The sequence below is a fragment of the Streptomyces sp. NPDC001787 genome, from assembly GCF_040297465.1.
Lineage (GTDB): Bacteria > Actinomycetota > Actinomycetes > Streptomycetales > Streptomycetaceae > Streptomyces.
Genome location: NZ_JBEOZE010000013.1, coordinates 135,337 through 161,042, shown reverse-complemented (window position 1 = coordinate 161,042; position 25,706 = coordinate 135,337). Strand labels below are relative to the sequence as shown.

The 25,706-nt window shown below is 69.7% G+C and carries 28 protein-coding genes, 1 tRNA gene, 1 pseudogene and 2 riboswitches; of the genes and pseudogenes, 9 read left to right on the top strand and 21 right to left on the bottom strand.

The features are described from left to right. Positions 1–44 precede the first annotated feature (44 nt). The 3 genes from ABT170_RS19740 to ABT170_RS19730 form a co-directional block, all read right to left on the bottom strand. Positions 45–365: a DMT family transporter gene (locus ABT170_RS19740; RefSeq protein ID WP_266931412.1), complete on the bottom strand. Its 321-nt coding sequence runs from the start codon at positions 363–365 to the stop codon at positions 45–47. A 35-nt stretch (positions 366–400) separates the two neighbouring features. Further along, positions 401–469: riboswitch (guanidine-III (ykkC-III) riboswitch) on the bottom strand. Between the two features lie 73 nt (positions 470–542). Next, a complete protein-coding gene (locus ABT170_RS19735) occupies positions 543–884 on the bottom strand; it encodes a GroES family chaperonin (RefSeq protein WP_266931414.1) in 342 nt (113 codons plus the stop codon). Between the two features lie 53 nt (positions 885–937). Beyond that, entirely contained in the window at positions 938–1,258 is a 321-nt protein-coding gene (locus ABT170_RS19730; protein ID WP_329944259.1) for a DUF3618 domain-containing protein, read from the bottom strand. A gap of 128 nt (positions 1,259–1,386) precedes the next feature. On the opposite strand from ABT170_RS19730, the gene bcp reads away from it, so the two are divergent. From bcp to ABT170_RS19715, 3 genes are all read left to right on the top strand, one after another. After that, on the top strand, positions 1,387–1,854 hold the full coding sequence (gene bcp, locus ABT170_RS19725) for a thioredoxin-dependent thiol peroxidase (RefSeq protein ID WP_351868938.1): 468 nt from the start codon (positions 1,387–1,389) through the stop codon (positions 1,852–1,854). Between the two features lie 154 nt (positions 1,855–2,008). Further along, positions 2,009–3,505: a glycine betaine/L-proline transporter ProP gene (proP, locus tag ABT170_RS19720; protein ID WP_329944257.1), complete on the top strand. Its 1,497-nt coding sequence runs from the start codon at positions 2,009–2,011 to the stop codon at positions 3,503–3,505. A gap of 149 nt (positions 3,506–3,654) precedes the next feature. Beyond that, positions 3,655–3,738, top strand: a tRNA-Leu gene (locus ABT170_RS19715). A 64-nt stretch (positions 3,739–3,802) separates the two neighbouring features. Here ABT170_RS19715 and rdgB read toward each other — a convergent pair. The 4 genes and pseudogenes from rdgB to ABT170_RS19695 form a co-directional block, all read right to left on the bottom strand. Next, the gene (gene rdgB, locus ABT170_RS19710) at positions 3,803–4,405 is read right to left on the bottom strand and encodes an RdgB/HAM1 family non-canonical purine NTP pyrophosphatase (RefSeq protein ID WP_329944256.1); all 603 of its coding nucleotides are present in this window, start codon (positions 4,403–4,405) and stop codon (positions 3,803–3,805) included. Between the two features lie 61 nt (positions 4,406–4,466). Beyond that, on the bottom strand, positions 4,467–4,856 hold the full coding sequence (locus tag ABT170_RS19705; protein ID WP_329944255.1) for a hypothetical protein: 390 nt from the start codon (positions 4,854–4,856) through the stop codon (positions 4,467–4,469). A gap of 123 nt (positions 4,857–4,979) precedes the next feature. Then, entirely contained in the window at positions 4,980–5,717 is a 738-nt protein-coding gene (gene rph, locus ABT170_RS19700; protein ID WP_329944254.1) for a ribonuclease PH, read from the bottom strand. A gap of 263 nt (positions 5,718–5,980) precedes the next feature. Further along, positions 5,981–6,226, bottom strand: a pseudogene (locus ABT170_RS19695) (PTS sugar transporter subunit IIB); the annotation flags it as partial. 208 nt (positions 6,227–6,434) lie between these two features. On the opposite strand from ABT170_RS19695, the gene ABT170_RS19690 reads away from it, so the two are divergent. After that, on the top strand, positions 6,435–7,694 hold the full coding sequence (locus tag ABT170_RS19690) for a PTS transporter subunit EIIC (protein ID WP_329944253.1): 1,260 nt from the start codon (positions 6,435–6,437) through the stop codon (positions 7,692–7,694). Between the two features lie 265 nt (positions 7,695–7,959). Next, positions 7,960–9,225, top strand: a complete 1,266-nt coding sequence (locus ABT170_RS19685) for a PTS transporter subunit EIIC (RefSeq protein ID WP_329944252.1) — start codon at positions 7,960–7,962, stop codon at positions 9,223–9,225. A 91-nt stretch (positions 9,226–9,316) separates the two neighbouring features. Here the strand turns inward: ABT170_RS19685 and ABT170_RS19680 are convergent, their stop codons facing one another. After that, positions 9,317–10,069: an MBL fold metallo-hydrolase gene (locus ABT170_RS19680; protein ID WP_329944251.1), complete on the bottom strand. Its 753-nt coding sequence runs from the start codon at positions 10,067–10,069 to the stop codon at positions 9,317–9,319. Positions 10,070–10,282: 213 nt separating this feature from the next. Here ABT170_RS19680 and ABT170_RS19675 point away from each other — a divergent pair, with 213 nt between their 5' ends. Then, a complete protein-coding gene (locus ABT170_RS19675; protein WP_351868932.1) occupies positions 10,283–10,828 on the top strand; it encodes a type II toxin-antitoxin system PemK/MazF family toxin in 546 nt (181 codons plus the stop codon). 168 nt (positions 10,829–10,996) lie between these two features. Here the strand turns inward: ABT170_RS19675 and ABT170_RS19670 are convergent, their stop codons facing one another. The 10 genes from ABT170_RS19670 to clpS all read right to left on the bottom strand — a co-directional run bounded on the left by ABT170_RS19670 (position 10,997) and on the right by clpS (position 19,016). Beyond that, the gene (locus tag ABT170_RS19670) at positions 10,997–11,947 is read right to left on the bottom strand and encodes a PLP-dependent cysteine synthase family protein (protein ID WP_329944249.1); all 951 of its coding nucleotides are present in this window, start codon (positions 11,945–11,947) and stop codon (positions 10,997–10,999) included. Then, a complete protein-coding gene (locus ABT170_RS19665) occupies positions 11,947–12,225 on the bottom strand; it encodes a MoaD/ThiS family protein (RefSeq protein ID WP_351868929.1) in 279 nt (92 codons plus the stop codon). Before ABT170_RS19665 ends, ABT170_RS19670 begins: the two co-directional genes overlap by 1 nt. A 124-nt stretch (positions 12,226–12,349) precedes the next feature. Next, positions 12,350–12,451, bottom strand: a complete 102-nt coding sequence (locus tag ABT170_RS19660; protein ID WP_323179689.1) for a putative leader peptide — start codon at positions 12,449–12,451, stop codon at positions 12,350–12,352. 69 nt (positions 12,452–12,520) lie between these two features. Further along, complete coding sequence (locus tag ABT170_RS19655; protein ID WP_329944248.1) at positions 12,521–13,306, bottom strand: ABC transporter ATP-binding protein; 786 nt, start codon at positions 13,304–13,306, stop codon at positions 12,521–12,523. A gap of 28 nt (positions 13,307–13,334) precedes the next feature. Next, on the bottom strand, positions 13,335–14,375 hold the full coding sequence (locus ABT170_RS19650; RefSeq protein WP_351868925.1) for a FecCD family ABC transporter permease: 1,041 nt from the start codon (positions 14,373–14,375) through the stop codon (positions 13,335–13,337). Beyond that, positions 14,372–15,415 carry an ABC transporter substrate-binding protein gene (locus ABT170_RS19645; protein WP_351868922.1) on the bottom strand — a complete coding sequence of 348 codons (1,044 nt, stop codon included), beginning with the start codon at positions 15,413–15,415 and terminating at the stop codon, positions 14,372–14,374. The genes ABT170_RS19650 and ABT170_RS19645 overlap by 4 nt, the downstream gene beginning before the upstream one ends. A 38-nt stretch (positions 15,416–15,453) precedes the next feature. Then, positions 15,454–15,618: riboswitch (cobalamin riboswitch) on the bottom strand. 34 nt (positions 15,619–15,652) lie between these two features. Further along, positions 15,653–16,075, bottom strand: coding sequence for a M67 family metallopeptidase (locus tag ABT170_RS19640; protein WP_329944245.1), 423 nt, complete (start codon positions 16,073–16,075; stop codon positions 15,653–15,655). Between the two features lie 106 nt (positions 16,076–16,181). Beyond that, complete coding sequence (locus ABT170_RS19635; RefSeq protein ID WP_329944244.1) at positions 16,182–17,612, bottom strand: amino acid permease; 1,431 nt, start codon at positions 17,610–17,612, stop codon at positions 16,182–16,184. 397 nt (positions 17,613–18,009) lie between these two features. After that, the gene (locus ABT170_RS19630; RefSeq protein WP_329944243.1) at positions 18,010–18,594 is read right to left on the bottom strand and encodes a DUF2017 domain-containing protein; all 585 of its coding nucleotides are present in this window, start codon (positions 18,592–18,594) and stop codon (positions 18,010–18,012) included. 113 nt (positions 18,595–18,707) lie between these two features. Then, on the bottom strand, positions 18,708–19,016 hold the full coding sequence (clpS, locus tag ABT170_RS19625; protein ID WP_329944242.1) for an ATP-dependent Clp protease adapter ClpS: 309 nt from the start codon (positions 19,014–19,016) through the stop codon (positions 18,708–18,710). An 89-nt stretch (positions 19,017–19,105) separates the two neighbouring features. Here clpS and ABT170_RS19620 point away from each other — a divergent pair, with 89 nt between their 5' ends. Continuing rightward, complete coding sequence (locus ABT170_RS19620; protein ID WP_329944241.1) at positions 19,106–20,434, top strand: nicotinate phosphoribosyltransferase; 1,329 nt, start codon at positions 19,106–19,108, stop codon at positions 20,432–20,434. Positions 20,435–20,666: 232 nt separating this feature from the next. Continuing rightward, positions 20,667–21,263, top strand: a complete 597-nt coding sequence (locus tag ABT170_RS19615) for an isochorismatase family protein (RefSeq protein ID WP_329944240.1) — start codon at positions 20,667–20,669, stop codon at positions 21,261–21,263. Between the two features lie 37 nt (positions 21,264–21,300). Here the strand turns inward: ABT170_RS19615 and ABT170_RS19610 are convergent, their stop codons facing one another. Together ABT170_RS19610 and ABT170_RS19605 are read right to left on the bottom strand one after the other, a co-directional pair. Next, the gene (locus ABT170_RS19610) at positions 21,301–21,645 is read right to left on the bottom strand and encodes a hypothetical protein (protein ID WP_329944239.1); all 345 of its coding nucleotides are present in this window, start codon (positions 21,643–21,645) and stop codon (positions 21,301–21,303) included. A 124-nt stretch (positions 21,646–21,769) separates the two neighbouring features. Beyond that, on the bottom strand, positions 21,770–24,169 hold the full coding sequence (locus tag ABT170_RS19605) for an immune inhibitor A domain-containing protein (RefSeq protein WP_329944238.1): 2,400 nt from the start codon (positions 24,167–24,169) through the stop codon (positions 21,770–21,772). 417 nt (positions 24,170–24,586) lie between these two features. Between ABT170_RS19605 and ABT170_RS19600 the strand changes: the two genes are divergently transcribed. Then, positions 24,587–24,904, top strand: a complete 318-nt coding sequence (locus ABT170_RS19600) for a hypothetical protein (protein WP_329944237.1) — start codon at positions 24,587–24,589, stop codon at positions 24,902–24,904. A 68-nt stretch (positions 24,905–24,972) separates the two neighbouring features. Here ABT170_RS19600 and ABT170_RS19595 read toward each other — a convergent pair whose 3' ends face one another. Further along, positions 24,973–25,635, bottom strand: coding sequence for an RDD family protein (locus ABT170_RS19595; protein ID WP_329944236.1), 663 nt, complete (start codon positions 25,633–25,635; stop codon positions 24,973–24,975). Positions 25,636–25,706: the final 71 nt, after the last annotated feature.

Genomic DNA, 25,706 nt, shown 5'->3' with positions numbered 1-25,706 from the left:
CCGCCTGTGGGTTTCTCCCGGAGAGATCCCCGGGCTTCCCGGGCTCAGTGCCCGGAGGTCGCCTTCAGCCCCACCACGGCGACCAGCAGCAGACACACGAAGAAGATCCGGGCGGCCGTCACCGGCTCATTGAGGATCACCATGCCGAGGACCGCGGCCCCGGCCGCACCGATACCGACCCAGACGCCGTACGCCGTACCGATCGGCAGCGTCTTCGCCGCATGGGACAGCAACACCATGCTCGCCACGATCCCGAGGCCGGTGAACACGCTCGGCCACAGCCGGGTGAACCCCTCGGTGTACTTCATTCCGATCGACCAGCCCACTTCGAGCAGACCGGCGACGATCAACAGAACCCAGGCCATGACGGCACCTCCGACGCGAACTCGCGAACAACACGGGTGCGTCGTCTTTTCCAGCCCGGTACGGCGCGTCTCGTCGGGGTCCCCCCACCGTAGCAAAGAACGCGCAAAGGCCTGGTGACACCGGTCACCAGGCCCATGCGCACCTCGTGCGGGGGGGGCGTGCCGCGGAAACGCGGGCTACAGATACAGCCCGGTCGAGTCCACCGAACCCTCGAACCGGTCCGCGGCCACGGCGTGCAGATCGCGCTCCCGCATCAGGACGTACGCCACGCCCCGCACCTCGACCTCGGCGCGGTCCTCGGGGTCGTACAGCACCCGGTCCCCCGGCTCGACCGTGCGTACGTTCTGTCCGACCGCGACCACCACGGCCCACGCCAGACGCCGGCCCACCGCCGCCGTCGCCGGAATCAGGATGCCGCCGCCGGAGCGCCGTTCGCCCTCGGGCGTATCGGTCCGTACCAGCACGCGATCGTGCAGCATACGGATGGGCAGCTTGTCGTCGTGGGTGTTGTCGCTCACGACCCGAAACCTACCCGCCCCGCCCGGATCCGCACGCCTCCGGGGTGCGCCCGTTACTTCTTCCCGCGCCGCGAGGACACCGCGAGCAGCCCGACCACACCGACGACCAGCAGCGCCGCCGGGATCACCCGCTCCAGGCGCGGCGTACCGTCCTGCGACACGAACTGGGCCTTCACGTCCGACACCGACCGGTTCACCGCGACGAACGCGCGGCCGGCCGTCCGGTCGACCGACTGGGCCACCTTGGCCTTCGCGTCGCCGATGATCGTCTTCGGGTGCACCCGCACCCCGATCTCGTCGAGCACCACCGCGAGCTGCTCGCGCCTGCTGATGATGTCCGCCTCGATCTGCGCAGGGGTCCTGGCATCCGACACTGCGCCGCCTCCGTGGTCCTCGTCCGGTAAACCTTCATCGACAGTCTGTCAGCTCGACCGCCCGCACACCCGGCGGCACCCCTATTACGCTCGGTCCCGTACACCCCACGTGCCACCTGAGGAGAACCATGAGCGAGCGACTCCAGCCCGGCGACACCGCCCCCGCCTTCACGCTCCCCGACGCCGACGGCAACGAGATCTCGCTCGCGGACCACAAGGGCCGCAAGGTCATCGTGTACTTCTACCCGGCCGCCCTGACCCCCGGCTGCACCAAGCAGGCCTGCGATTTCACCGACAATCTGGACCTTCTGGCCGAGGCCGGATACGACGTCATCGGTGTCTCCCCCGACAAGCCGGAGAAGCTCGCGAAGTTCCGTGAGAAGGAGAACCTCAAGGTCACCCTGGTCGGCGACCCGTCCAAGGAGACCCTTGAGGCGTACGGTGCCTTCGGCGAGAAGAAGCTCTACGGCAAAATGGTGACGGGCGTCATCCGCTCGACCGTCGTGGTCGACGAGCAGGGCAAGATCGAGCACGCCTTCTACAACGTCAAGGCGACCGGCCATGTAGCCAAGATCATCAGGGATCTGGGCATCTGAGACCGCCGCCGGCCGGTCCGGACCCGCGTGGACCCGGCCTCACAATGGCCGGGAACATGTGAGGGACATCGCAATCGGCCACTGATTCGGTTTGCAGCCGCCATGTCCGCGCAGAAGCCTTTCCTGGAACACCCTCCGAGGAAAGGACCCGGCCATGGCGGCCTCCGACCCCCAGCAGGCGGCCGACCCCGATGCGGTCAAACGTCACCCCGCGCTCTTCCGGGCCGCCCGCAAGCGCCGGAATCCCAGGCTTCGCCGGACCGACATCACGGTCACCGACGACCAGGCGGTCAAGCGCGCGGTGAAGGCGGCCTCGCTCGGGAACGCCATGGAGTGGTTCGATTTCGGCATCTACTCCTATCTGGCCGTCACCATCGGGCATGTCTTCTTCCCGTCCGGGAACGACACCACCCAGCTGCTCTCGTCCTTCGCGACCTTCGCCGTGGCCTTCCTCGTTCGGCCACTCGGGGGAATGTTCTTCGGGCCCATGGGCGACAAGGTCGGCCGGAAAAAGGTCCTCGCCCTCACCATGATCCTGATGGCGGTCGGCACCTTCGCGATCGGCCTCATCCCCTCGCACGGCACGATCGGCCTCTGGGCCCCCGCCCTGCTGATCTTCTTCCGGATGCTCCAGGGCTTCTCGACCGGCGGTGAGTACGGCGGTGCCTCGACCTTCATCGCGGAGTACGCCCCCGACAAGCGGCGCGGCTTCTTCGGCAGCTTCCTCGAATTCGGCACCCTCGCCGGCTACGTCGGCGCCGCGGGGCTGGTGACCGCGCTGTACGCGCTGCTGGACACCGCCCAGATGGAGGCCTGGGGCTGGCGCATCCCGTTCCTCGTCGCGGGCCCGCTCGGTCTGGTCGGCCTCTATCTGCGGCTGCGGCTGGACGAGACCCCGGCCTTCCAGAAGCTGGAGGGCGGCACCGCCCACGCGAGCGAGGCGGCGGACGGCGTCGAGTCCACCGCCAAGGGCGACCTCGCCAAGATCTTCCGGCAGTACTGGCCGACGCTGATCCTCTGCATCTGCCTGGTCGGGGCGTACAACATCACCGACTACATGCTGCTGTCGTACATGCCGACGTACCTCTCCGACGAGCTCGGCTACAGCGAGACGCACGGGCTGCTGATCCTGCTCGCCGTGATGGTCTTCCTGATGCTGATCATCAGCCAGGTCGGCAAGCTCTCCGACCGCTTCGGCCGCAAGCCGCTGCTGATGACCGGCATGCTCGGCTTCCTCTTCCTCTCCCTGCCGTCGTTCCTCCTGATCCGACAGGGCGGCATCCCCGCCATCACGATCGGGATGCTGCTGCTGGGCCTGTCCCTGGTCTGCATGCTCGGCACGATGTCCGCGGCGCTGCCCGCCCTGTTCCCCACCCACGTCCGCTACGGCTCCCTGTCGGTGGGCTACAACCTCTCCGCGTCGATCTTCGGCGGCACGACCCCCCTGGTGATCACCGCCCTGATCAGCTGGAGCGGATCGAACCTGATGCCCGCGTACTACGCGATGGCCGCCGCCCTGGTCGGGGTGATCGCCGTGGCCTGCATGAAGGAAACGGCCCAGCAGCCGCTGGCCGGCTCCCCGCCCTCGGTGGAGACGGAGGCGGAGGCCGCGGAGATCTGTGCGGCCCAGTCGCCGGATCCGAAGTTCTGAGCCCCCCGCGGGGTCGTCCCCGCGCACGTGGCGGACCCCAACCGCCGCGCGTTCACCCGGACATGGTCCTGGGGGCGGTGCCCCGCCGGTCCGCGGGCGCCGCTATTGCCCGGGGCTCCGGCCGCGTCCCCTTGTAGACTGCCCCGGACGCGCGAGTGCTGGAATTGGTGAGACAGGCTGGTTTTAGGTACCAGTGCCCTAGCGGCGTGAGGGTTCGAGTCCCTCCTCGCGCACTTCGTCACCGGCCCGGCCCGCCTTTCACGGCGGACCGGGCCGGTCGCGTTCACGGCGAGGCGGTCAGCCCACCAGCTCCCGGACCACCGGGACCAGCGCCCGGAACGCCTTCCCCCGGTGGCTGATCGCGTTCTTCTCCGCGGGGGACAGCTCGGCGCAGGTACGGGACTCGCCCTCGGGCTGGAGGATCGGGTCGTAGCCGAAGCCGTTCGTGCCCGACGGGGTGTGGCGCAGGGTGCCCGGGAGGCGGCCCACGACCACGCGTTCCGTACCGTCGGGCAGGGCCAGCGCGGCGGCGCAGGCGAAGTGGGCGGCACGGTGTTCGGGGGCGATGTCGGCGAGTTGGGCCAGGAGCAGCTCCAGGTTGGCCCGGTCGTCGCCGTGGGTGCCGGACCAGCGGGCCGAGAAGATGCCGGGGGCGCCACCGAGGACGTCGACGCAGAGGCCGGAGTCGTCGGCGACGGCCGGGTGGCCGGTGGCCCTGGCGAGGGCGTGGGCCTTGAGGAGGGCGTTCTCGGCGAAGGTGACGCCGGTCTCCTTGACGTCGGGGATCTCGGGGTACGCGTCCGCGCCGACGAGGTCGTGGGACAGGCCCGCGTCGGCGAGGATCGCGTGGAGTTCGGTGATTTTCCCGGCGTTGCGGGTGGCGAGGATCAGGCGGGTCATGCCCCGATTATCGCCGCGTGCGAAAGGACGGCCCACGGGGCCCGCCACGCGCCCCGGGACGTCAGGACGTGCAGACGTTGCCGATCTCGGTGGCCGCGTCGGTGACCGGCGCGATGTCCGGGGTGGCGTCGCCCTTCTCGATGGCGTCGCGGACGTTGGCGACCCCGGCCTGGAGGTCGTCGACCGCCTTCCCGAGATCGGCGTTGTCCGTGGTGTCGCCGAGGTTCTTCAGTTCCTTGTCGATCTCGTCGAGGGCCTCGGCGGCCTGGGTCGGGTCGTCGGAGGCGCTGGAGATGGCCTGCTGGAGGTTGCTGACGCTGGTGGCGATGGCGTCGGCGGTACGGACGCAGTCGATGGCCTTGTCGACGGCGCCGCAGCCGACCGCGGCGGTGAGGGTCAGCAGGGCGGCGGTGACGGCGAGTGCGGTGCGTTGGTGGCGGCGCGAAGCCATGGTGCGGTCCCTCCCCGGGGGTCGATACGTGGACGGGCGCACGGTTCGACCCGTGCGCCCGTGTACGTAACGACGCTCTGTGGTGCGTACTTGGTTGCTTCTTTACCCGCCCGGTGCGGCCGGTTACTCGCCGGAGGTGCGGGCGAGCGCCTCGTTCTGGAGTGCGGCGAGGTCCACACAGCCGGCGGTGGCGAGGTCCAGGAGCGCGCCCAGTTCCGTGCGGTCGAAGGGCGCGGCCTCCGCGGTGCCCTGGACCTCGACGAAGCGGCCGTCGCCGGTGCAGACGACGTTCATGTCGGTGTCGGCGCGGACGTCCTCCTCGTAGCAGAGGTCGAGGAGCGGGACGCCGTCGACGATGCCGACGCTGATGGCGGCGACGGTGTCGGTGAGCGGCTTGCGGCCGTGCTTGACGATCTTCTTGCCCTGCGCCCAGGCGACGGCGTCGGCGAGGGCGACATAGGCGCCGGTGATGGCGGCGGTACGGGTGCCGCCGTCGGCCTGGAGGACGTCGCAGTCCAGGACGACGGTGTTCTCGCCGAGGGCCTTGTAGTCGATGACGGCGCGCAGCGAGCGGCCGATCAGACGGCTGATCTCGTGGGTCCGGCCGCCGATCTTGCCGCGGACGGATTCGCGGTCGCCCCGGGTGTTGGTGGAGCGCGGCAGCATGGAGTACTCGGCGGTGACCCAGCCCTCACCGCTGCCCTTGCGCCAGCGCGGGACGCCTTCGGTGACGGAGGCGGTGCAGAAGACTTTGGTGTCGCCGAAGGAGATGAGGACTGAGCCTTCGGCGTGCTTGCTCCAGCCGCGTTCGATGGTGACGGGGCGGAGCTGTTCGGGGGTGCGGCCGTCGATGCGAGACATGGCGTCGACTTTATCCGCTGACGGCGGGGCTCCGTTCGGGTGGGAAGGAAGCTTCCGGCCGGGCGGGGCGCGGGGCGGGAGAGAGCGACACGGGGAGCGACACGGGCCCCGCTCCCCGGGGAGGAGCGGGGCCCCGCGGGGCGCGGACCGGACCCGGACGGTCAGGGGGTGGGGCCGTGGTCCCGTCACGCGGTCGTGCCGTGGTGCGTGGCGCCGTCCTCGTACGTCCTGTGCGCCAGGAGGGGTTCAGCGGGACGCGGCGGTCACATCATGTCTTCGATGTCGGCGGCGATCGGGTCCGCGTCGGTACCGATGACGACCTGGATCGCGGTGCCCATCTTCACGACGCCGTGCGCGCCGGCCGCCTTGAGGGCTGCCTCGTCGACCTTGCCGGGGTCGTGGACCTCGGTGCGGAGGCGGGTGATGCAGCCTTCGATCTCGTCGATGTTCTCGATGCCGCCGAGCCCGGCGACGATCTTCTCAGCCTTGGTGGCCATGTGCTTCTCCCTGGATTTCGCATGCTTCCGGCGCCCACCACTGGGTCCGTTTCGTCACGTTAACGCACGGTTGGCCCATCTTCGCAGGCGAGCAACCGAACTATCCCGAAGGATGACGATCACCGGTGCCCTGCCTTCCGGGCGGCCCCGCACCGTAACGCAACTGGTCTACACCAGTTTGCAACGCCCGCCAAACGTGACGTGTTCCGGGAGGATGCCGATGAGTACGAGCGCGGCTGCGGCACCGCAGCAGAAGTGGTGGAACGGGCCGATCCAGGGTCTGCAGAAGGTCGGACGGAGCCTTCAGCTCCCCGTGGCCGTCCTCCCGGCGGCCGGCCTGCTGGTCAGCCTCGGCAACCTGTTCAACTCGTATCTGCACGGCGACTTCTGGGACAAGACCTCCAAGGTCCTGCTCAACGGCGGAAACGCCATCCTCGACGGCACCACCGGCCTGCCCCTGCTGTTCTGCATCGGCGTGGCCATCGGCTTCGCGAAGAAGGCGGACGGCTCGACGGCACTGGCCGCGGTGGTCGGCTTCCTCGTCTACCGGGGCGTGCTCGGCGCCTTCCCCGTCGACGACTCGGTGACCGAGGCGGCGCCCGACGGAATCCCGCAGAACCCCGGTGTGCTCGGCGGCATCCTCATCGGCCTGCTCACCGCGGTGGTCTGGCAGCGCTACCACCGCACCAAGCTGGTGGACTGGCTGGGCTTCTTCAACGGACGCCGCCTGGTACCGATCCTGATGGCGTTCCTCTGTGTGATCCTGGGCGTGCTGTTCGGCCTGCTGTGGCAGCCGGTCGGTGACGCGCTGACCTGGTTCTCCAAGCAGCTGATCGACCTCGGAGCGTGGGGCGCGGCCATCTTCGGCTTCGCGAACCGGCTGCTGATCCCGATCGGCATGCACCAGTTCCTGAACACCTTCTTCTGGTTCCAGGCGGGCGAGTTCACCGGGGCGGACGGCGTGACGGTGCAGGGAGACATCTCCCGCTTCTTCGCCGAGGACCCGTCGGCGGGGCAGTTCACCTCCGGCTTCTTCCCGATCATGATGTTCGGCCTGCCCGCCGCGGCCCTGGCCATCGCGCACACCGCGCGGCCGGAGCGGCGCAAGGAGGTCGGCGGTCTGATGCTGTCCGTGGCGCTGACCTCGTTCGTCACGGGTGTCACCGAGCCGCTGGAGTTCTCGTTCATGTTCGTGGCGCCGCTGCTGTACGGCGTGCACGCGGTCCTCACCGGTGTCTCGATGGGGGTCACCTGGGCACTGGGGGTGCACGCGGGATTCAGCTTCTCGGCAGGCCTGATCGACTACGTGGTCAACTGGCATCTGGACACGAAACCGTGGCTGATCATCCCGATCGGACTGTGCTTCGCGGTGATCTACTACGCCATCTTCCGTTTCGCGATCACCAAGTTCAACCTCCAGACACCCGGGCGCGAACCGGAGGAACTGGAGAAGGAGATCGAGAAGGACCTCACCAAGTAACGTAATTTCTCCGGGACTTCGGACCCGGCTGCACAAGGCCCTCGGACCTCACGGTCCGGGGGCCTTCGTCATGTCACCGAACGCGCCCGATGCGCTACTGCGAAGAAGTGGCAAATCGCAGGTTCCTTATCTATCCCTCACATGCTAAAAATGGTCTACACCACTGAGTGGTCCAGACCACGTGGTCGTCTGTCGCGTTACTTCGAGTCGCCGCCTCCCCACATCAGCTGACCCGGGCGGCACCTTGCCCCCATGGAGGAAGTTGATGTCCACGGCTGACACCGCACCCGCGGTCACCAAGAAGAAGGGCGCCGGCGTGATGGCCGTCATGCAGCGCATCGGCCGCAGCCTCATGCTGCCGGTCGCGGTGCTGCCCGCGGGCGCGCTCCTGGTCCGGCTCGGCAACCCCGACATGCTCGGGCGCGACTCGTTCCCGGACTTCATCGTCAAGATCGCCGGCTTCATGGCGGCGGGCGGCAACGCGATCCTCGACAACATGGCGCTGTTGTTCGCCGTCGGTATCGCGATCGGCTTCGCCAAGAAGGCGGACGGCTCGACCGCGCTCGCCGCGGTCACCGGCTACCTGGTCTTCAAGAACGTGCTCGGCACCTTCACCGACGGCAACCTGGAGAAGGTCGCGACCGTCGTGGACGAGAAGATCGTCATGGTCGACAAGCCGGTCGACGCCGGTGTGCTGGGCGGCGTGGTGATGGGCATCGTCGTCGCCCTGCTCTACCAGCGGTTCCACCGGACCAAGCTGCCCGACTGGGCGGGCTTCTTCAGCGGGCGCCGGCTGGTCCCGATCCTCTCCGCCTTCGCGGGTCTGCTGATCGGCATCGTCTTCGGCTACATCTGGCCGGTGCTCGGCACCGGACTGCACAACCTCGGTGAGTGGCTGGTCGGTTCCGGCGCGGTGGGCGCGGGCATCTTCGGTGTCGCCAACCGTGCGCTGATCCCGGTCGGCATGCACCACCTGCTGAACTCGTTCCCGTGGTTCCAGGCCGGTTCGTACGAGGGCAAGAGCGGCGACATCGGCCGCTTCCTGGCCGGTGACCCCACGGCCGGACAGTTCATGACCGGCTTCTTCCCGATCATGATGTTCGCCCTCCCGGCGGCCTGCCTCGCGATCGTCCACTGCGCCCGCCCGGAGCGCCGCAAGGTCGTCGGCGGCATGATGTTCTCGCTGGCCCTCACCGCCTTCGTGACGGGTGTGACCGAGCCGATCGAGTTCACGTTCATGTTCATCGCCCCGGTGCTGTACGCGATCCACGCGGTGCTGACCGGTGTCTCGATGGCCCTGACATGGGGCCTGGGGATCAAGGACGGCTTCGGGTTCTCGGCGGGTGCGATCGACTTCTTCCTGAACCTCGGCGCCGCGACGAAGCCCTGGCTGCTGGTCCTGATAGGACTGTGCTTCGCGGCCGTCTACTACGTGGTCTTCCGCTTCGCGATCACCAAGTTCAACCTGCCGACTCCGGGCCGTGAGTCGGACGAGGAGCTCGCCGAGATCCTCAAGGCCGAGGCGAAGTAGGCCCCGGCTCCCCGGCCGCACCCGGGCCGCCGAGCCGTACCGGAGCCCCCGTCCTTCCCCTGGAAGGCGGGGGCTTCGCGCCGCGCCGCTCTCAGATCTCGTACACCGCGCCGGGGGCGGCCAGCTCCACCGGGCCCCGGTAGACCGTGCGGGCGTCGGCGACGTTGCGGGCGGCGTCGGTCCACGGCGGGATGTGCGTGAGGACGAGGCGTCCCACCCCGGCGCGGGCGGCGCACTCACCGGCCTCCCGGCCGTTGAGGTGGAGGTCCGGGATGTCCTCCTTGCCGTGCACGAACGAGGCCTCGCAGAGGAACAGGTCCGCGCCCTCGGCGAGTTCGTCCAGGGCCTCGCAGGTCCCCGTGTCACCGGAGTAGGTGAGGGTGCGACCGCCGTGTTCGACGCGGATGCCGAAGGTCTCGACGGGGTGGCAGACCTTCTCCGTACGCACCGAGAAGGGGCCGATCTCGAACGAACCCGACTTGAGCGTGTGGAAGTCGAACACCTCGCCCATCGCCCGGTCGGACGGGGTGTCGCCGTGCGCGGTGGTCAGCCGCTGCTCGGTGCCGTCGGGGCCGTAGACCGGGAGCGGGGCGGGGCGCCCGCCGTCGTGCCGGTAGTAGCGCACGACGAAATAGGCGCACATGTCGATGCAGTGATCGGCATGGAGGTGGCTGAGGAAGATCGCGTCGAGGTCGTAGAGACCGACGTGGCGCTGCAGCTCGCCGAGGGCTCCGTTGCCCATGTCGAGGAGCAGCCGGAAGCCGTCGGCCTCTACGAGGTAGCTGGAGCATGCCGAACCCGCGGACGGGAAGGAGCCGGAGCAGCCGACGACGGTGAGCTTCATGGAACGTGAACCTCCGAGACGTGGGAACGGGGAGGGTTCGTGCGGTCGTACGGTTCATTCGAGCGGTTCGTCGAGCGTAAGGCGCGAAACCGCTGGTCGCTCCTCTGCGGCCTGCCGTTGTGGGGGAACTCACCTGCTCTGTCACCGGTTCGATGGAAGGCCGCCGGGGACCGCGGCCGGGTGGGCCCGTACGGGCGCCGGTACGGTCGGGGGATGAACACGTCCTGGTGGGTGGCGCTGGCCGCCGTGGTCCTGCTCGCACTCGTCGCCGCGGTGGTGGACGGACGGGGCCGGTCGGGCCGGCGGCCGGGCGGGCGCGGTGGTGGTACGGGCCCCGCCGGGACCGGCCGCGGGGCCGGTGGGGGCCGCGGGGCGGACCGGCCCGGTGGGCGGACACGGCCGCCGGGGAAGCCCTCGGCGCCGGGGCGCGGCACCGGCGGAGGGGGCGGCCGGACGCCGCGGCCGGGCGAGATCTGGTGGGCCGACGTGCCGTTCGAGGACGGGCCGGGGTCGAAGGACCGGCCGTGCCTGGTGCTCTCGGTACGGGATGGACGGGCCGTCGTCGCCAAGATCACCAGCAAGCATCACGAGGAGCGGCCCGGGGTGATCGCGCTGCCGCCCGGGACGGTGGGCGACCCGCGGGGGCGGCAGAGCTTCCTGGAGACGGACGAGCTGCGGGAAGTGGCGGTACGGGGGTTCCGGCGGCGGGTGGGCGGCGTGGCCCCGCAGGTGTGGGAGCGGGTACGGGGACTGGGGTGACGGTGACGGGGTGACGGGGTGACGGGGTGACGGGGTGACGGTGACGGGCGGTGCGGGCGGGGGCGCCCCGGTGGGCCCGTCCCCCGGCCCGACCTTCCCGGAGCCGGGGGCTCCGCCCTCGAACGCCGGACGGGCCGCGCCGGGTCTGTCCCGGACGGGCCCGGCCCCTCAGGCCCAGAGCTGGCCGTGCAGGGTTTCGATGGCGGCTTCCGTGGTGGGCGCGGTGTAGACGCCCGTGGACAGATACTTCCAGCCGCCGTCCGCGACGACGAACACGATGTCCGCGCTCTCCCCCGCCTTGACCGCCTTGTTGCCGACGCCGATCGCCGCGTGGAGCGCGGCGCCCGTGGAGACGCCCGCGAAGATGCCCTCCTGCTGGAGGAGTTCGCGGGTACGGGTGACCGCGTCGGCCGAGCCGACCGAGAAGCGGGTGGTCAGCACCGAGGCGTCGTACAGCTCGGGGACGAAGCCCTCGTCCAGGTTGCGGAGGCCGTAGACGATGTCGTCGTACCGGGGTTCGGCGGCGACGATCCTGACGTCCGGCTTCTTCTCGCGGAGGTAGCGGCCCACGCCCATGAGGGTGCCGGTGGTGCCGAGGCCCGCGACGAAGTGCGTGACGGTCGGGAGGTCGCCGAGGATCTCCGGGCCGGTGGTGGCGTAGTGGGCGCCCGCGTTGTCCGGGTTGCCGTACTGGTAGAGCATGACCCAGTCGGGGTGCTCGGCCGACAGCTCCTTGGCGACGCGGACGGCCGTGTTGGAGCCGCCCGCGGCCGGGGAGGAGACGATCTCGGCGCCCCACATGGCGAGCAGGTCGCGCCGCTCCTGCGAGGTGTTCTCCGGCATGACGCACACGATGCGGTAGCCCTTGAGCTTGGCCGCCATGGCGAGCGAGATGCCGGTGTTGCCGCTGGTCGGCTCCAGGATCGTGCAGCCGGGTGTCAGGCGGCCGTCCCGCTCGGCCTGTTCGACCATGTGGAGCGCGGGGCGGTCCTTGATCGAGCCGGTGGGGTTGCGGTCCTCCAGCTTGGCCCAGATACGGACGTCCTCGGACGGGGACAGCCGGGGCAGACGCACCAGAGGTGTGTTGCCCACGGCTGCCAGCGGGGAGTCGTAACGCATCAGCGCATGCCACCGGCGACGGCCGGGAGGATCGTGACGTTGTCGCCGTCGCTGAGCTTGGTTTCGATGCCGTCGAGGAAGCGGACGTCCTCGTCGTTGAGGTAGACGTTCACGAAGCGGCGGAGCTCGCCCCCGTCGACGACGCGCTCACGGATGCCGTTGTGGCGGCTGTCCAGGTCGACGAAGAGGTCGGCGAGCGTCGCCCCGCTGCCCTCGACCGCCTTGGCGCCGTCGGTGTAGGTGCGGAGGATGGTCGGAATGCGGACCTCGATGGCCATGGCGTGGGCTCCTGTCGGAAGCGGGGAGGTGGCGTGGGGCGCGCGTTTCTGCCCCCGCGCTGGGGGTGGTGCGTGTGGGTGGCGCTCGGACCGCGGCTCAGGCCGTGCGGCTCGCGGGCAGGCGTCAGCCGGGACAGATCGCGCTGGAAAGCCTGCACAGGTCGACGTGCAGCCGCGCGACGAGCAGCGTGCCCGGCGTCTTGATGCTCACGTCATGGGGAACCATGCGGTCATCGTATCGATTCCCGGCCGGAAATCCGGAGTGTGATCTCGCATGGTGGATGCTCGGCGTTCACTATGCGGAAAGTCGGCTCCCGCCCGGGAGGTAGACGACGGTCGGGGCGCCCGTCGTGGGGTGGGTGGTGACCTCGGCCGTCACTCCGTAGACGTCGGCCAGCAGCTCCGGGGTGAGGACGTCTGTTGGGGTGCCCGAGGCGACGACCCGGCCCGCCCGCAGGACGTAGAGGCGGTCGCAGTAGTACGCGGCGAGGTTCAGGTCGTGCAGGGCCAGCAGGTTCGTGGTGCCGAGTTCACGGACCAGCGAGAGGATCTCCAGCTGGTAGCGGATGTCCAGGTGGTTGGTGGGTTCGTCCAGGACGATGAGGGACGGTTCCTGGACGAGGGTCCGGGCGACCAGCGCGCGCTGGCGCTCGCCGCCGGAGAGGGAGGCGAACGCACGGGGCGCGAGTGCGCCGATGCCGACCCGGTCCAGGGCCGCTGCCGCCAGTTCGGTGTCGGCGGCGGTGTCCGCCTCCCAGAAGCGTTTGTGCGGTGCCCGGCCCATGGCGACGACCTGCGCGACGGTCAGTTCGAAACCGGCCTGGCCGTCCTGCGGGACGGTGGCGATCCGGCGGGCTCGGGCCTTGACGGGGAGGCGGGCGAGGTCGTCGCCGTCGAGCAGGACCCGGCCGTGGGTGGGGCGCAGGGTTCCGTACACGCAGCGCAGCAGGGTGGTCTTGCCGCTGCCGTTGGGGCCGACGAGGCCGACCGTCTCACCGTCGGCGGCGGTCAGGTCGACGGAGTCCACGAGGTGCCGGCCGCCGGTCCCGTAGGAGAGGCCTTCGGTGCGCAGACTGGTCATGCGGCAACTCCTTCGGGTCGAAGGCCGGTCATGCCGGGGCTCCTTCGGGGCGGCGGCGGAGCATCCAGAGGAAGAACGGGCCGCCGGTCAGGGCGGTGAGGACACCGACCGGGATGTCCTGGGGAGCGGCGACCGTCCGCGCGGCGAGGTCGGCCAGGACCAGGAAGACCGCGCCGCCCAGCGCGGCGACCGGGAGCAGGGCGCGATGGCCGGCGCCGACGGCCATCCGGGCCATGTGCGGCACCATCAGGCCGACGAAGCCGATGGCTCCGCTGTAGGCGACGAGGGCGCCGGTGAGCAGGGAGGCGAGGACGAAGACACCGGCCCGGAAGCGTGCGGTGTCGAGCCCGAGGACGGTGGCGCCCTCCTCGCCGACGAGCAGCAGGTCGAGCGGGCGGGCGAGGGTGAGGAGCAGCGCCGTGCCCGCGACGAGGACGGCCGAGGGGAGCGCGAGCATGTCCCAGCGGGCGGCGCCGAGCCCGCCGAGGGTCCAGTAGAGGACTTCCTGAAGATGGTCGGCGCGGGCCGAGGTGACCAGGATGAGGCTGGTGAGGGCGGAGAGGACGTAGGAGACGGCGACTCCGGCCAGGACGAGCCGGTTGGTGGTGAGGCCGGATCCGCCGCGGGCCAGGGTGTAGACGAGCAGGAGTGAGGCGAGCGCGCCCGCGAAGGCGGCGGCCGGGATCGTGACGGTGGTGGCGAGGCCCGCGCCGACGCCGAGGACGATCACGAGGACCGCTCCGGTGGAGGCTCCGGAGGAGACGCCGAGGAGGAACGGGTCGGCGAGCGGATTGCGCACGAGCGCCTGGAGGACGGTGCCGATCACGGCGAGTCCGGCGCCGACGACGACGCCGAGCAGGATCCGGGGCAGCCGGACGTCGAGGACGATCGTGCGGAACGGGCCCGGTCCGGCCCGCCCGGTCAGGATGTCCAGGACCTGGCCGGGCGGGATGCGGACGGAGCCGAGGGCGAGCGCGGCGAGGACGGCGGCCCCGAGGACGACGGCGAGGGCGCCGAGGACCAGGGTGTAGCGCAGCCGTCGCGGCGCGGCGGGGGTGCGGCAGCTCACGACGCGGTGGCCGCGTCCGTCGCTTCCTCCGTGGGTGAGTCCCCGGGTATCTCCGGGTGCAGCTGGGCGGCGAGCTTGCCGACCGCCGCGGGGGCGCGCACGCCGAGCACCGCGTCGGAGAGCGGGAGGACGGCGAAGCGCTTGTTCCTGATCGCGGGGACGTCGGCGAGTGCCGGGTCCTCCAGGAGCCGCTTCTTCTTCTGGGCGACGGTGGTGGAGCCGTAGTCGTAGATGACGATGACGTCGGGCTTGCGGGCGACGACGTTCTCCCACGAGGCGTCGCCGAAGGGCTTGTCGAGGTCGGCGAAGACGTTGCGGCCGCCGGCCCGGGTGATCAGCTCGTTGCCGATGCCCCTGCCGCCCGCGGTGAACGCGGTCTTGTCGCCGCTGTCGTAGACGAAGACGGAGACCGGCCGGGCGGACTTGAGCCGCTCGGCCGCGGCGGCGTTGGTGGCCTTCGCCTCCTTGATCCACGACTCGGCGCGCGAGGCGACGCCGAAGGTGCGGCCGACCTCGCGGACCTCCTGGTAGAGGGCGTCCATCGCGGTCGGGCTCTTGGCGCAGTACTCGGTGTTGAGCCGGGTGTCGATGCCGGACTTCTTCAGCGCCTCGCGGCTGCGGCCGTCACTCGCGGTGAACGCGGTGGAGTAGCCGCCGTAGACGAAGTCGGGGTCGGCGGCGAGGAGCTTCTCGTACGAGGGGTACTCCTCGGCCAGGACCGGGATGGACTCGTACTGGTCCTCGTACTCCGGCAGGACCCGGTCGTCGAGGTAGGCGGTGCCGACCATGGACTTGGCCAGCCCCAGTTCCAGCATCACTTTGGTGACGTGCTGGTTCATGGTGACGGCGCGCTTGGGCGGTGCCGTGTACGTCGTGGTGACACCGCAGTTCGTGACGGTGTACGGGAAGCCCTTGGCGGACGGTCCGCCGGCCTTGGCCGAGTCCGCGGAGCCGTTGTCGGCGTCCGAGGCGGAGCAGGCGGTGAGGGCGAGCGGGAGCAGCACGGCGGCGGCTATGAGCGCGGGGGTGCGCCGGGACATGGCGGGGCCTCTCCGGGGGATTTCCGCGTCCCCTGGTCGGTGCGAGAAGGCGGCAGGCCAGTTCCTGACTGCCGAGCCCCGGTCCTGGTGGACGGGGTTCGGTCACAGTGGCGGGACCGTGCCGGACTTGCACCGGCTTCCTGGTTCCTGCCGCCTCGTTGGGTCTGGGTGCAGTGTGCCAGACCTGGTCGCGACGCAGGTGAGGCGACCCTCAGTGGACGTCCCCCCGGGCGTCCTTCAGTAGGCGTCGACGATCTTGACGTCCTCCTCGGTGATCTCGCCGTCCACGATGCGGTACGAGCGGAACTGGAAGGGGCCCGCGTCGTCGGTGTCCGCGGTGGAGACGAGGACGTAGTGGGCGCCGGGTTCGTTGGCGTACGTGACGTCGGTGCGGGAGGGGTAGGCCTCGGTCGCCGTGTGCGAGTGGTAGATGATCACGGGCTCCTCGTCGCGGTCGTCCATGTCGCGGTAGAGCTTGAGGAGGTCGGCCGAGTCGAACTCGTAGAACGTGGGCGAGCGGGCGGCGTTGAGCATGGGGATGAAGCGTTCGGCCCGTCCCGTTCCGGCCGGTCCCGCGACGACTCCGCACGCCTCGTCGGGGTGGTCCGCGCGGGAGTGGGCGACGATCCGGTCGTGGAGGTCCTGGGTGATGGTCAGCATGGCGCCCAGGATAGGACCGGCCGCCGCGGGCGGCGGGCCCGCCCGTACCGAGGAGTGGTACGGCGGGCCCGCATGCCGGACGCTCCGGCGTGGGTGACCGTGGGTGTCAGCGCTTGATGAACGCCGTGTTCCCGGGGTTGCGGGCCTTGAGCACCAGATATGAGACACCGAGGATCAGGGCCCAGACCGGTGCGCAGTACAGCGAGACCCTGGCGTCCTTGTCGATGGCCATCATCACGATGACCATCGCGATGAAGCCGAGCGCGAAGACGCTGGTGTACGGGGCTCCGGGGGCCCGGAAGGCGGACTGCGGGAGCACCCCCCGGTCGGCCAGCGCGCGGAAGCGGAGCTGGCTGAGCAGGATCATGATCCAGGCCCACATGCCGGAGATGGTCGCGAAGGAGACGACGTAGTTGAACGCCTCGCCCGGCCACTGGTAGTTGATCCAGACGCCGACGAGCATCAGCGCGGCCGAGAACGTGGTGCCGGCGAACGGCAGGCCGTTCCTCGTCAGCCGGGTGAAGGCCCTCGGGCCCTGCCCGTTGAGCGCCAGGTCACGCAGCATGCGGCCGGTGGAGTACATCCCGGAGTTGCAGGAGGAGAGCGCCGCGGTCAGGACGACGAAGTTGACGATCGCGGCCCCCACACCGAGGCCCATCTCCTCGAAGGTCTTCACGAACGGCGAGACATCGGGCTTGAACGTGCTCCACGGCACCACCGAGAGGATCATGATCAGCGCGCCGACGTAGAAGACGGCGATGCGCCACGGCACGGTGTTGATGGCCTTGGGCAGGACGGTCGTGGGGTCCTTGGACTCGCCCGCGGTGACGCCGACGAGTTCGACGGCGAGGAAGGCGAACATCACGATCTGAAGGGTCATCAGCGTGCCGGTGATGCCCGAGGGGAAGAATCCGCCGTCGTTCCAGAGATTGGCGACGGTCGCGGTGCCGGCGGCGTCGGAGAAACCGATCGTGAGAACTCCGGCGCAGATAAGGATCATGCCGACGATCGCGGTGACCTTGACCATCGAGAACCAGAACTCCAGCTCGCCGAAGAGCTTCACGGAGATGAGGTTGGCGCCGTACAGAATGATGGTGAAGACCAGTGCCGACAGCCACTGCGGAATGTTCCACCAGTACGTCATATAGGTGGCGGCGGCGGTGACTTCGGTGATTCCGGTGACGACCCAGAAGAGCCAGTACGTCCAGCCGGTCACGAATCCGAAGAACGGGCCGAGAAATTCCCGCGCGTACTCCGAGAAGGAGCCGGAGACCGGGCGGTACATGAGGAGTTCGCCCAGCGCCCGCATGATGAAGAAGATGACCAGGCCCGCGATCGCGTAGGCCAGGATGAGGCTGGGACCGGCCCGGTCGATGGCTTTGCCCGCACCGAGGAAGAGTCCGGTGCCGATGGCTCCACCGATGGCGATCATCTGGATCTGGCGGGCACCCAGGCCGCGCCGGTATCCTTCGCCGCTGTTTCCCGCACCCTCGGCCTCATCGCCGGCGTGCCCCTTGTCGACCTGTGCCGATGTCATGGTGGTGCGCCTTTCTCCACGCCGATCCGCGCCTTCACAGGCGACGGATCAGTTCCTGATCCCCCCGGATATGGATGGAGTGCCGTCGGCGTTCGGCCGACTTGTAGCGCCCCCGGGAACAGGGATGGCGTCCCCGGGTGGTCGTGAAGATTTATCACGGGCCCCCGGGCGACCCACGGGACATTGTGTGGCGCACACCACAGGAAAAAGCGGACAAGAGTTTCCAGCCGCTGCAAAGACGGCCGTTCGGGTGACGTGATCGTTATTCCGATTTGAGCGTCCACTGAGCGAACGCACCGCAGGACGGCACCGCAGGACGCACCGCAGGACACGCCGCTGGACGCACCGAAGGGCTGCCCCGCGGGACGGCTCCGCGGGACAGCCCTTCGTCTCCGGATTACGGCATCAGCGTCTCGATGAGCGTCTCCTGGAGCGCCCCCAGCCAGAGATAGGCCATCACCATCGGCTTGCGCGGGTCACTGTCGGAGAGGCGGTAGAGCGAACCCTCCTGCCCCTCGTCCTCGTCGGACACCTCCAGCCGGGTGCCGATGGTGAGCCGCAGGTCGTTCAGGGCGCCGAGCCAGTTGCGGCACTCGTCGGCGGTGAGCGTGAGCACGGCCCCGCCCTCCCCCACGGGCGTGAGCCCGTCCAGGGTGCGTACGACGGCGAGGGCGTCCTCGCGCTTGCGGGTGCGCAGATCGTTCTCGGTGAAGCGGCGGAACTCGGCGGACGCCTCGCGCAGCTCCTTGTCCTCGTTCCCGTACGCCTCGGGGAAGAGCCGGGCCAGGGCGGGGTCGGTGGGCGGTTCGCTCGGGCCCTCGGCGAAGAGCGCGGCGAGCGGATCCTCGCCCTCGGCGGGCTGGTCGCCCGGACCGATCAGTTCCAGCAGCTGGACGGCCAGGGAGCGCAGGATGGAGATCTCGACCTCGTCGAGCGCGACGGCCGCGCCGCCGCCGGGGGTGGCCTCGAAATGGCCGGCCATGGATTCTCCGATGGTGGGTCGTGCGGGGCAGGGGCGGGACGGAGCGGATGACGGGCGCGCAGGGCGGGGCCGGTGCGCGGCCCTGTCCGCCGGAGCGCGGACCGGCCGCGCTCCTAGGTGCGGTCCTGGGTCAGGGTGGCCCAGAGGCCGTAGCCGTGCATGGCCTGGACATCGCGCTCCATCTCCTCGCGGCTTCCGCTGGAGACGACGGCACGGCCCTTCTGGTGCACATCGAGCATGAGCTTGTGGGCCTTGTCCTTGGAGTAGCCGAAGTAGGCCTGGAAGACATAGGTCACATAGCTCATGAGGTTGACCGGGTCGTTGTGCACCAGCGTCACCCAGGGGACGTCCGGCTCGGGGACCGCGAAGGTCTCTTCGGCCGACTCTGGACGTTCGATCTCTACGGGGGCAGCAACGCTCACCTACCCCATGCTGCCACCCGGAAGGGGTCATCGCACAAACGGACCCCACATCTCGTCACTTTGACGAAATAGGGGGTAGCATCCCAGCCATGAACTCAGCGGACCTTGGGCGACGGGTCGGTGTGCCGTCGACCGCACTCTTCACCGACCAGTACGAGCTGACCATGGTGCAGGCGGCCCTGAAGGCCGGCACCGCGGACCGGCGCTCGGTTTTCGAGGCCTTCACCCGGCGGCTGCCGGAGGGGCGGCGCTACGGCGTCGTGGCGGGCACCGGGCGGGTGCTCGACGCCGTGGAGAACTTCCACTTCGACGACGAGATGATCGGCTTCCTGCGCCAGCAGCGCGTCGTCGACGAGCCCACGCTCGAATGGCTGGCCGGTTACCGCTTCAGCGGCGACATCTGGGGCTACCCGGAGGGCGAGGTGTACTTCCCCGGCTCGCCGATCCTGCGGGTGGAGGGCTCCTTCGCCGAGTGCGTGCTGCTGGAGACCGTGATCCTGTCGATCCTCAACCACGACTCGGCGATCGCCGCTGCGGCCTCCCGGATGTCGGCCGCGGCGGGTGGCCGCGGGCTGATCGAGATGGGCGCCCGCCGCACGCACGAACTGTCGGCCGTCGCCTCGGCGCGCGCCGCGTACGTCGGCGGCTTCGACACCACCTCCGACCTCGCGGCGGGCTTCCGCTACGGCATCCCGACCGTCGGGACCAGCGCCCACGCGTTCACGCTGCTGCACGACAGCGAGCGCGACGCGTTCCGGGCACAGGTGGACTCGCTCGGCCGGAACACGACGCTGCTGGTCGACACGTACGACGTGACCGAGGCGGTCCGCACGGCGGTCGAGATCGCCGGGCCCGAGCTCGGCGCGGTCCGGATCGACTCCGGTGACCTCCTGCTGGTCGCGCACCGGGTGCGGCAGCAGCTGGACGAGCTGGGCGCCACCGGGACGAAGATCGTGGTGACCTCGGACCTGGACGAGTACGCCATCGCCTCGCTGGCCGCGGCGCCGGTCGACGCCTACGGCGTGGGCACGCAGCTGGTCACCGGGAGCGGACAGCCGACCTGTTCCATGGTCTACAAGCTGGTCGCCCGCGCCGCCTCCGCCGACCCCGGCGAGACCATGCGGCCCGTCGCGAAGAAGTCGCTCGGCGCGAAGTCGTCGGTGGGCGGACGCAAGTGGGCCGCGCGCCGGCTGGACGAGCACGGGGTGGCCGAGGCCGAGGTCGTCGGCACCGGCCCGGTGCCCGAGGAGCTGGCCGGGCGGCAGCTGCTGGTGGAGCTGGTACGGGGCGGCGAGGTGGTCGCCCGCGAACCCCTGGAGGCGGCCCGCGAGCGGCATGTCGCCGCGCGGAAGGGGCTGCCGATGTCGGCGATCCAGCTGTCGCGGGGCGAGCCGGTGATCCCGACCGAGTACATGTGACCCGGCACGGGTGCGCCGGCAGGTGTGGGGCGGCCGAAGCGGGGCAACGGCGGGATGGGCCGGGATTGCCGGACGGGCTTGATTGTGCCGTCCGAGTCTCTACGCTCGATGGCATCCGCTACCGCTCCCCTCCCGCCCCCTTCCCGCTCCCCTCCGACCCCGTTCACGCCCCGGCCCCGAAATCCCGGCTCGCGCCCGACCCGCCGCCCCTCCCCACCTAAGGACACCCGCCATGCACCGCGCCTTGATCGTCGTGGACGTTCAGAACGACTTCTGCGAGGGCGGCAGCCTCGCGGTGGCGGGCGGCGCCGATGTCGCCGCCGCCATCACCGACCTGATCGGCGAGACCCAGGCCGGCTACCGCCATGTGGTGGCCACCCGGGACCACCACATCGACCCGGGCGACCACTTCTCGGACCGGCCCGACTTCGAGCACTCCTGGCCGGTGCACTGCGTGGCCGGTACGGAGGGTGTGGGCTTCCACCCGAACTTCGCCCCCGCGGTCGCCTCCGGTGCCATCGACAGCGTGTTCGACAAGGGGGCGTACGCCGCGGCGTACAGCGGCTTCGAGGGGCTCGACGAGAACGGGGTCGGGCTCGCCCAGTGGCTGCGCGACCGCTCCGTCACCGAGGTCGACGTGGTCGGCATCGCGACCGACCACTGCGTCCGGGCCACCGCCCTGGACGCCGCCCGCGAGGGCTTCACCACCCACGTACTGCTGGACCTGACCGCCGGCGTCGCCGGGGCGACCACGCAGCGGGCGCTGGAGGAGCTCCGCGACGCGGGCGTGGAGCTCACCGGCAAGCCGGTCGTCGCCGGCCCCCTGTAGGGCGCCCCGCGGGCCCGCCCCACCGGCTGCGCGGGCCCTACGCCGCCGGCCGGGCCGGGCCCGCGTAGCCGGTGGGGCCCAGCAGCGCCCGGATCGGGTGCCAGAGCTCCTGGCCCGCCTGGGGCGCCGCCCGCCACAGCAGGCCGTCCGGGTGGTGCAGCACGGCCGTTATCTCGTCCGGCGTGGGCGGCTGGCTGTTGCCGCGGAGATAGACCGCGCGCAGCCCCAGGTTGCGCAGCCGGGTCAGGGCGCGCGCCCGGTTGGCCGCGTGCACCAGCACCCGTACCGGGGCTCCGGGCCCGGCCCCGTCCGCCGGCCGGGTCAGGGCGAGTGCCACCACCACCGTGCCGTTGGGCAACCTGCAGAAACCTCCGCCTGCCATGCTCCGCGCTCCCCCGTGAGACGTCGTGTCAATAAGGATAAGAACAAGAGGCACCTAAACACGATCGGCCGCCGCCCGCTAGAGGGCGACGGCCGATCATGCTTTGACCTGCGGTGTTACCGGATTACTTGGTCGACGGACCAACCTTCACGGTCATCGTCGAGCCGCTGAGCGGCTCGCTGACGATGGAGATCCGGGTGTTGGTGTCAGAAACCTTGACGCTGCCCGTCGGGTTCTCCTCGTACCAGTACGTCCCCTTGCGGTCATCGAAGACCGGGACGCCCAGCGACGGCTTGATCTTCAGCGGCACGTCGGCGTTGTGCAGGGTGAAGCCCTGGTTCGGCCACCAGCTGAACGGTGCGTCGAACGGCTGGATCTTGTTGCGCAGGACCGAGCCGTTCTTCCACTTCAGCGGCTTGGCGTGCGAGTCGACCGGCAGGATCAGACCCTGGCCCGGGTGGGCGGAGGTGTTGTTGTCCTTCTGGGAGGTGTCCCAGAGCCACACCATCAGACCGTTCTGGTAGGCGTAGTGCTCCACCCAGTCCGGACGGCTCTGCGAGAAGCCGAAGTTGTACGGGCCGACCTTGAGGGTCTTGTCGTACGACACGTACTGACGGTTCTCGGCGATGTAGTACTGCGGGTAGTCGTTGGTGAACGACTCACCGATCCGCGAGAAGCCCTTGGCGGTCCAGCCGTTGTCGTCGCCCTCGGCGTTGTCCGTGAGGAGCGCGGCACCGTCGGCGGTGATCGTGATGGCGTCGGCCGTGAAGCCCTTGCCGCCCGCGCCGCCGTCCGTCTGGTAGCGGAAGCGGAGGTCGATCTTCTTGCCGGCGTAGGCGTTCAGCGGGAAGGAGAGCTTCTTGACGGCGCCGGAGACACCGGTCAGGGCCGGCTTGTCACTGGCGTCGCGCGGGAGCGCCTTGCCGTCGGCCGTGCCGTCGAGCGCGGTCCAGCTGGAACCGCCGTTCTCCGACACCTCGGTGTAGAGGTAGTCGTAGTCGGCCTCGATGTCGTACCAGCCCGAAAGGTCCAGCGACGCGGCGGACTTGCCGGTCAGGTCGACCGAGCGGGTCAGGGTGTTCGACAGGTCGTCACCCATGTCGCTCCACCACTGCTTCGAGCCCTCGGCGGGCTTGGTGACAGTCGTGGTGACGGCCTTCTCGGGCAGCTCGACGACGAGCGCCTGCTTGTTCTTGGTGTTGTACTCCGCGACGCCCAGCTTGTGCGTCGACTTCGTGGCGGCCTTGGCCTTGTCGTAGTCGAGCCAGCCCAGCTGCAGCTTGTCCCACGAGGTCATGTCGCCCGGCAGGTTGCCGATCTCACCGGTGCCGGTGCCGAGCCAGGAGCCCGCCGACATCAGGGACCAGAAGCCGACCGAGTTCTCGCCGTTGTTGGAGGTGTCGTACAGGTCCGGCAGACCGAGGTCGTGGGCGTACTCGTGGGCGAAGACGCCCAGGCCGCCGTTCTCGGGCTGCGCGGTGTAGTCACCGACCCAGATGCCCGTGTCACCGATCTCGGCGCCACCGGCCTTGTTGCCCTCCGGGCCCGTCGCTCCGGCGTTGGTGCCGTAGGCGTACCAGCGGTGCGCCCAGAGGGCGTTGGTGCCCTCGGCGCCGCCGCCCGCGGACTCGTCCTCACCGGCGTGGACCAGCTGGAAGTGGTCGATGTAGCCGTCGGGCTCGTTGAAGTTGCCGTCACCGTCGAAGTCGTAACGGTCCCACTCGTCGTACTGCGCCAGGTCGGCCTTGATCTGCTCCAGGGTGCGGCCCTTGGCCTTCTGGTCGGCGACCCAGGCGTTGACGCCGTCGCGGACGGTGTCCCAGACGTTGGCGCAGTTGCTCGAACCGCAGTAGTTGGAGCCGTAGCGGGCCTCGTTGTACGGGACCTTCACCCAGTCCGAGACCTCGCCGTCGACCGAGTAGCGCCCGGAGGACGTCTTCTCGTAGTAGGTCTTGAGCGAGTCGACACCCTCGCCCTCACCGAAGTAGAGGTCCTGGAAGTGCTTCTGGTTGTAGTCGGCCTTCCAGGCGGTGCTGTTGTCCTTCTTGGGGTCCGGCTTGGCGATCTTGTTGTGCACCGGTCCGGGCGTGCCGCCGTACTTCTTGACGGGCGGCTTGGGGCCGTCGCCGTCCGGGTCGAACATGGTCGTGTCGTCGACCTTGTCGCCGAACTCCACCAGGATGGTGAAGATCTTGTCGGTCTTCTCGCGGCCGAGCTCGACGTACTTCTTGTTGTCGAGCTTGACGACCTTGGAGCCGCTGCGGTTCGACACCTTCTTGTCGCCGGAGAGAACCTGCTCCAGCGCGGCCTGACGCTGTGCGTCCTGCTGCTCGCTGAAGGGGCCTTCCAGGTTGTGTTCCTGGCCCTTCTCCGGTGCCGGGTCACGGCGGTCGACGATGGACGCGCCCGAGCCCGACGTTTTGTCGTCTGCCTGGGCGGTGGCGAATGCCGACGCTGTCGCGGCGGTCGCGGCCATGGCCACGACAACAGCGGTGGCGCGGAGCGCCCGTCTCTTAGTGGTCACTTGATGCAGTCCTCCCCGGCGTCCGCGATCGCGGCCAGGGGGGTGGTGAAGGGCCGCGCGCGTTCAACGCGTCACAAGTGACGACATTTGATCGGAGTTATGAAAGAAAAGACAGACCTTGACTTGCGCACACCAAGTGCACTATGCGGAGCGCTCTTCCGGTATCCGGACGGTGCCCGCAGGGGCAACAGGCGCGTGGTCAGGACCTGTTGGGGCGATCCGTGAATCCGTGCGCCCCCTGTGCACCGACACCGTGGGTTAGGCCGTGCTTACCACCGGCCCGGCTCGGGCATCCACCGTCGTAGAGTCGTTTGACCGTGTGTCGACGCGACCGTTCCACCGCTCCACCATTCGACCGCGCCGAGCGATTCCGCTGCAGAGACTGTCCCATCCGATGTCCCGAGGACGGATACCGCCATGCCGCGTCCGACTGCCGCACAGTTCGCCTACGGTTCGGCCACCGTCATCCTCTCCACCCTCGCCATCCTGCTGCTGTCCCGGACGGAGTCGGGCTTCGGTATGGCCTTCGCCTGCGCCGCGGCACTTGTGCTCGGCCTGCTGGTGGCCATGACAGTACCCGTGCCCAAGCACATGCAAACCGTGCACGGGAACCGGCCGGCGGAAGGACGGAATGCGGCCGCCGCCCGCACGCAGCAGGCCCTGGACGACATCGGATCGGTGATCCCCGCGGCCCATGCCGGTGAGCATGCCGGGGAACGCTCCCTGCGCCGCTGAGCATCCCCGTACACCCGGCTGCCCCCGGCGCAGCCGGCTGCCCCGGCGTCTCCGGGTGCCGCGCCGCCCTACGGGACGCTGACCACAACGGTCTTCGCCGCCTTGTCCTGGAGCCCCTGCCGATAGGGCTTGTCGGTGAACATCAGCACGATGTTGATCAGCCACCACAGACACGGGCAGCACAGCAGTGCCGGGAGCCACAGCACCACGGCCCGCATCAGCGACGGATTGATGTCCGGCACCCGCCCGTCGTTGAGCATCGCGACGCGCAGTTTCAGCAGCCGCTTGCCGATGGTCCGGCCGTCCTTGTGGGTGAAGTACGTGTCGTACCCGACGTAGACCACCAGCCCGATCAGCGACCACACCAGCTGATGCCCGCTGTAGGAGTTGCTGACGGCGTCGCCGAAGCCGTCGTCGCCGTTGTCCGACGTGACGTCGATCGCGCCGCCCCAGGGGAGCGAGATCAGATACAGCGGGATGGAGACGATGAGGAAGTCGATCAGTCGCGCCACGATCCGCTTGCCCGGCTGGGCCAGCGGCGGCATCCCGGCCAGCGGGTCCGCCCCGCCGTATCCGCCGTAGCCCCCCGGCGCGTACGGCGGGGGCGGAGGCGGCGGCGGGGCGCTGCCGTACGGCGAACCCGCTGACGGCGGCGGGGGCTCCTGCGGCTTCTTGAGGAACGGATCGTCGTCCTCGGGCGGCTGGCCGGGCGTCGGCTGGTCGTTACTCATGGGGGCAGTGCACCCCGGCCCACCGGTACCCGCAACGGCTCAGGTGCTTTCGGGGGACGGGGCGTCAGCCC